This window comes from Alkalibacterium indicireducens (genome assembly GCF_039522005.1).
In the GTDB taxonomy this organism is placed as follows: domain Bacteria; phylum Bacillota; class Bacilli; order Lactobacillales; family Carnobacteriaceae_A; genus Alkalibacterium; species Alkalibacterium indicireducens.
Map to the genome: position 1 here is coordinate 1 of NZ_BAAADA010000208.1, position 2159 is coordinate 2159.

The following is a 2159-nucleotide window of genomic DNA, read 5'->3' on the forward strand; positions in this document are numbered from 1 at the left end:
AGTGTTTTTTTGCTTTTCCTTGATATAACAACCATTGTAAGCAATTATTAAAAGAAAGTATTGACACTAACCGTTAAATATTGGAGGGGATAAGTATGGAAGAATTTGATACATTTATAAACAAGCTCGATTCAGTAGAACATCAGGATCGTGTGAGAGACCTTCTGACGTGGATAGAGGATTCGTTTCCACAACTGGAGAAACAATTCAAGTGGAACCAGCCGATGTTCTCCGATCACGGCACATTCATTATAGGTTTCAGTACATCCAAGAACCACCTTGCTGTAGCGCCTGAACAGGTTACGATGAATCACTTCGCAGAAGAAATTGCCGCAGCTGATTATGAAGCGACAAAGCAACTGTTCCGTATCAAGTGGAATCAGCCGGTTAATTATGATTTGCTCAAAAACATCATCCAGTTTAATATCGAAGATAAAGCAGATTACACTAAATTTTGGAGGAGCTGATCCTAATTAAGCAGACTAAAAGGGCCTGCTCAGTCAATCTGAACGGACCCTTTTACATATGTGCTATTACCTATTTAAGAAAGAAGGAACCTCATGACTGTATTGAAAAAATATTATGATCCGGTCATTATTATCCTGGCACTCTTTTCAGTGAGCATGGTCGTCATGGATAGTCTGGCAGTCTTTGATATCGGTGTTTCCCCTTTCCTTGAAATCGACCGCCTGATATTGCTGCTCTTTGCTTGTGATTTCTTCAGCCGTCTATTAGAACTAGAAGAGAAAGCAGTCATTTCAGAGAGAACATTCTGGACCTGATTGCCATCATTCCCTTTCATTCTGCCTTCTCGGTGTTCTGGATTTCCCGTCTTTTCAGGATTGCCAGGTTATCCAGACTGTCTCGTATGAGTCGGCTGACCCGACTCTTTCGTATGACCCGATTAGTTGGACTGATAGGAAAAATGTCTCGCCATATCAAAATGTTCTTCAATACAAACGGCTTTGCCTACATGATCTATGCCAGCGGGACGATCCTGCTTATCGGTGCAACGGTCTACTCTATCGCAGAAGGTGTCAATTTCATCGACTCACTCTGGTGGGCGTTTGTTACCTAGACAACAGTGGGTTACGGTGATATCTCTAATGAGTCCGTCGTCGGCAGACTGACCGCCATGGTTCTCTTGCTGACTGGGATCGTCCTCTTCGGCGCATTGACCAGTACGATCACCTCATTTTTCATGGTGAGTAATGATCCCGAAAGAGGGGAATACAAAGAGGAAATCAAGGAACTGAATGACAAAATCAGTCAGCTGCTGATGAAAATTGAGAATATGGAGAAGAATGCTTACATTAAAACAACCCGGACGAAAGAGTCAGATTCTTTCGTCCGGGTTGTTTTTTTATTAGCTAAACATTTCCATAAATTGAACAATTTTTATCGCCGTCAACATTTAATCATCTGTTGGGTAAATGACACCATAGAATTCCGGTTCGTCTTCCTTGTGAATTTCAACTAATTCTGTTGGCTCCATCTCATCGAAGAGTTCAGCATTAAAATGAATCGTACTGTCTTTCTTATATCGTAAGTACATAAATGTCCCACACGACTGACAGAACCCCCGCTCTGCCCAGCCAGATGAATCATATACAGAAACTGTCGATGATTCGCCGAAGTGATACTCTCCTTCCCTGTATGCATCAGTATAAACAATCGGTCCCGCCGCCTGTTTCCTGCACATCCCACAATGACAGACGTATACTTTTCCTTTCAGTTCTTTAACTTCTAGAACGGTATTCCCGCAAAGACATTTTCCATTAGGCATGTTACACTCTCCTAACCTGTTCTTTTGAATTTCTATATGTATACATTTAACAGTAAATAATTCAGGTATATAAAGCAACTCTTATCAAAACTATTCGATTCAAAAGACTATATACGCATTGACTCCCCACTCATCTTCTTTCGTTCGGTACCATTATCAAGCTTAGCTTTGTAATAAAAAATAAGTTGCCTGACCCGGCTTTGTCAAGTCTATCCACTATTTTACGACTATTATATCCTTTTAATACAAATTGTCTGTTTAAACTCTAAGATAGGCGTGTTATAGCAATACATATATTAATTAACTCAAGTTTCGCACCCCTAAGAACGACGTTCTATCCTTTTACCGTAAAGATCAGTTAGAATATTGAACT

At 40.4% G+C, this 2159-nt stretch carries 5 protein-coding genes; 4 read left to right on the forward strand and 1 reads right to left on the reverse strand.

Going from position 1 to position 2159, the window contains the following annotated elements:
* Positions 1-95 precede the first annotated feature (95 nt).
* From ABFX15_RS11755 to ABFX15_RS11770, 4 genes are all read left to right on the forward strand, one after another.
* Positions 96-467 carry an iron chaperone gene (locus ABFX15_RS11755; protein ID WP_346025587.1) on the forward strand — a complete coding sequence of 124 codons (372 nt, stop codon included), beginning with the start codon at positions 96-98 and terminating at the stop codon, positions 465-467.
* A gap of 93 nt (positions 468-560) precedes the next feature.
* Positions 561-782, forward strand: a complete 222-nt coding sequence (locus tag ABFX15_RS11760) for a hypothetical protein (protein ID WP_346025588.1) — start codon at positions 561-563, stop codon at positions 780-782.
* 113 nt (positions 783-895) lie between these two features.
* Positions 896-1078: a hypothetical protein gene (locus tag ABFX15_RS11765; RefSeq protein ID WP_346025589.1), complete on the forward strand. Its 183-nt coding sequence runs from the start codon at positions 896-898 to the stop codon at positions 1076-1078.
* A gap of 6 nt (positions 1079-1084) precedes the next feature.
* Positions 1085-1480 carry an ion channel gene (locus tag ABFX15_RS11770; RefSeq protein ID WP_346025590.1) on the forward strand — a complete coding sequence of 132 codons (396 nt, stop codon included), beginning with the start codon at positions 1085-1087 and terminating at the stop codon, positions 1478-1480.
* Here the strand turns inward: ABFX15_RS11770 and ABFX15_RS11775 are convergent.
* Positions 1415-1786 carry a GFA family protein gene (locus ABFX15_RS11775; protein WP_346025591.1) on the reverse strand — a complete coding sequence of 124 codons (372 nt, stop codon included), beginning with the start codon at positions 1784-1786 and terminating at the stop codon, positions 1415-1417. The two genes, ABFX15_RS11770 and ABFX15_RS11775, sit on opposite strands and share 66 nt — an antisense overlap.
* Between the last annotated feature and the right edge of the window lie 373 nt (positions 1787-2159).